Genomic DNA, 3483 nt, shown 5'->3' with positions numbered 1-3483 from the left:
GACGCATTATGCCGTGGGCCGGATTATGCCGCATGACCGAGTTTAGCCGTTGTCGAGCCTCGTTTCGGCCATGCGGTAGTTCGGCATAATCAGAGCGCTTCGAGGAAGGCCAGCAGTTCGTCGTTCGGGCGATACCGTCCTGGATGGGTTTCTGGGGTGGCGACCTGAGAGAGGGCCTTTTCCTTCAGGCGCATGTCAGCGTGGATATAGATCTGCGTGGTTTCCACGGATTCGTGCCCAAGCCATAGCGCGATCACGGATTGGTCGACGCCATGGTGCAGCAATTCCATTGCCGTGCTGTGGCGTAGCGTGTGCGGCGTGACGCGTTTGCCTATGAGGCTCGGGCAAACTCGGGATGCCGCCAGGCAATGCTTGCGCACCAGGTGTTCCAAAGCATCGCGGCTGAGCTGCTCGCCTCGGATTGACGGGAACAATGGCCCGTCGCTGTCTTGGCGTTTGCCCATCCAGCCCTGGATCAGCTTGACCGTATCGCGACGAAGAGGCGTGCTGCGTTCTTTCCTCCCCTTTCCGATGCAGCGGATGTGAGCGCCAGTCCCAAGAACCACGTCCCTGCAGCGCAGATTGATCAGTTCGGACGCCCGCAATCCGGTCTGAAGTGCCAGCACCAGCAGGGCATGATCACGCCGTCCCACCCATGTCGTTCGATCGGGTGCTGCGAGCAACGCCGCGATCTCGTGAGCTGCAAGGAACGTCACGCTCCGCTTCACATATCGCTTGTTCGGCATCGAGAGAATGCGCTGGCAATGAAGAAGCCGGCTCGGCTCGGTCATTGCAACATAGCGGAAGAAGGATCGGATCGCGGCAAGGCGCGTGTTGCGGGTGCGCGCCGTATTGCCGCGCGAGGTCTCAACATGGGTCAGGAAGTCGGCGACAAGGTCAGCATCGAGATCTTCGATCTCCAACTTCGTGGGCGGCTTTCCGCACCTTGAACTCGCATATTGGATCAGCAACCGGAATGTGTCCCGGTAGCCAGCGATAGTGTGCCGGCTCGCCTCCATCTGCGTAGAAAGCCTGTCGGTAAAGAAGCGCTGGATCAGCGCGGGGAAGTTGGCAGCCTTCATTGGGTTTCTGCCTCCGCCGTTGCGCCAGTAATTCGCGCTGAAGCCAGCTCCAGCAGTTCCGGGACAGCCTTCAGATACCAGTAGGTGTGGGCGGGGTCCGCATGGCCGAGCCATGTCGTGAGCTTGATCATCTCGCGGCCCACATCTTTGCCCAATCGATACCAGTTTAGCATGGTGCGCACCGCAAAGGTGTGGCGAAGATCGTGGATGCGCGGTCCACGACCGTGCCGGAGATAAAGCTGCCGCTCTCGCAGCCCGATCTGCTGGCAGACATGCGCGAAGTTATAACGCGCACCACAGTCGCCTAGTCGATGCCCTTCGCAGGTCACGAAGAATGCTTCCGGGCGCCGGCCGAGCAGCCGATCCCGTTCGCGACCGTAGCCTTCCAGCCGTTGAACGACGCTTCGGTCCAGCGGTAAAAGTCGTTCCTTGCCGAGCTTGCCGTGTCGGACCTGCAGTAGACCGGCTTCAACATCGAGATCGGCAGGATCGAGACCGAGAGCTTCGCCGATCCGGAGTCCGGTCACGGCGATCAAGCCGAAGAGTGTTGAGCAAGTAAGGCCGCGCATGCCATAAACTGACGGCAGAGTCCGTGCCTGCTCGATGATCGCAATGATTTCGGCTTCGCTGTAGATATATGGATGCACGCGCTGAAGGTGGCCAGGCACCAATCCTCGCGGTGGGGCCTCATGCCTCGGATCAATGCCGTGTAACCATTCGGCAAATTGGCGGGCCACCCTGAAGCGAGTCGCCCTGGTTCCGGGACTGGCGGATGGCAGGCTCTCGAGCCAGCGCATGATCAGGTTGGTGCTGACGTGCTGCGCGCCATCGCTGTCGGCGAAGGTGGCGAAGCGACGTATTATCCTTGCTTCGGTGCTCAGAACAGCGCCGAGGGCTCTTCGGAGGGTGAGATAGCGGTCAAGTTCGCAAAGGAAGCTCATTATGACTCCTCCCTAACAATCCAGGGTTGCGCGATGGATCGCAGGCCATCTGTGTCGAGTTTCGCGTAGATCATCGTCGTCGCCCGAGACCGATGCCTTAGCAGATCGCCGATTTCCTCAAGCGACGCGCCGGAGCGCACCAGATTTGTTGCCAGGCTGTGGCGTAGAACATGCGAACCTACGTAAGGTGTCGGCGGCTTCACGCCGGTAGCCGCAAACGCCTCCTTCAAGATGGTATTGATGACCTGGCTGTCCTTGAACGGGCGGTTCGGCGCTCTGTGCGTCACAAACAGGGTGCGCGTGGTCGTCGAGGTCCGCTCTTGCTGCAAATACCGGATAATGGCTTCGCCGACGTCTGGCGGAATCGGCAACCGGTCGTGGCGCTGCCCTTTCCCTCGAACCAGCAACTCGCCGGCGCGCCAGTCCATGTCATCAAGCTGCATCGCGATGACCTCCGGTGCGCGCAAGCCAAGGCGAGCCATCAGCATCAACATTGCGTAGTCGCGGGCGCCTCGCCGCGGATTACCCCGCACTGACGCCAGAACAGCTTCGACCTCGGGGGGCGACAGATAACGAGGCAACCTGGAGCCCCAGGGCTTATGCGTGCTGGGCACACTGAGTGATAGGTTGGTCGTCGTCAGGCCTTGTGCGAACAAATACTGAAAGAAGCTTCGCAGATGCGTGGCCGGCGTCTTGTCACGGAAAGGGCTCTTTCGTGCAAGCAGGTGCTCCATGAACGCCACGACATCCCGGACGTTTAATGCCGGTAGGTCGAGCATATCTTCGCCGAAGCGATGCTTAAGAAAGCGATCCGCAAACCTCATTACATGGTAGATCGTTCGCGGGCTGAGGCCGCGCTGGCGATGAAGGTAGGTTTCGAACTTACTAAGCAGATCAGTGCGTTCAGCCTGTGCAGGCGTCAGCGGCGGTCGTGTCGTCACGCCTATTTCAATCAGATGCGCGACGAACAATCTTGCGAGATTTGGAACCTTGATCTGGCTTTTCGGTGTGGTCGGCAATCGCCGCCCGAGCTCGACAGCAAGGTCTAGCGTCAATGCTGACGGCGCAATACCCTCAGCGTCGAGCAAGTGACCGAAGCGGCGAAGCAGGTAGCGGTAATTCTCAAGCGTAGCCGGTTTGTAGCTCTTGGATGTGAGGCTTTCCTCGAATGATACGAAGTACGGATCGAGGCAGGTAGGCTGTCCGGACATTTCCATTGTTTTGCTCCGTGTTGTTGGAGCAACAATTTTCACGCCGCAGTCGTATTTTTTAACCCAATTTCGTCAGTGTCGCCGATTTTCTCATTCGGTATCTTAAATAGCGTCAGCTGTCGTCATATTGGGCATTGAAGCTGCTTGATGACTAACTGCTCCGATTATGCCGAACTACCGCATGGCCGAAACGAGGCTCGACAACGGCTAAACTCGGTCATGCGGCATAATCCGGCCCACGGCATAATG

Annotated in this window: 3 protein-coding genes; all 3 read right to left on the bottom strand. The window is 58.9% G+C overall.

Annotated features, from left to right (window positions below; genetic code table 11):
- Positions 1–89 precede the first annotated feature (89 nt).
- From IB244_RS31420 to IB244_RS31410, 3 genes are read right to left on the bottom strand one after another with little or no spacing between them, the layout of a single operon-like run.
- Positions 90–1082, bottom strand: a complete 993-nt coding sequence (locus IB244_RS31420) for a tyrosine-type recombinase/integrase (RefSeq protein WP_192306957.1) — start codon at positions 1080–1082, stop codon at positions 90–92.
- Positions 1079–2023 carry a tyrosine-type recombinase/integrase gene (locus tag IB244_RS31415; RefSeq protein ID WP_192306955.1) on the bottom strand — a complete coding sequence of 315 codons (945 nt, stop codon included), beginning with the start codon at positions 2021–2023 and terminating at the stop codon, positions 1079–1081. The genes IB244_RS31420 and IB244_RS31415 overlap by 4 nt, the downstream gene beginning before the upstream one ends.
- The gene (locus IB244_RS31410) at positions 2023–3240 is read right to left on the bottom strand and encodes a site-specific integrase (RefSeq protein WP_192306953.1); all 1218 of its coding nucleotides are present in this window, start codon (positions 3238–3240) and stop codon (positions 2023–2025) included. The genes IB244_RS31415 and IB244_RS31410 overlap by 1 nt, the downstream gene beginning before the upstream one ends.
- Positions 3241–3483 lie beyond the last annotated feature (243 nt).

Source organism: Rhizobium sp. RHZ02 (genome assembly GCF_014851575.1).
In the GTDB taxonomy this organism is placed as follows: domain Bacteria; phylum Pseudomonadota; class Alphaproteobacteria; order Rhizobiales; family Rhizobiaceae; genus Rhizobium; species Rhizobium altiplani.
Note: the sequence above shows the minus strand (reverse complement) of the source record. Positions and strands in the feature narration are given on the sequence as shown.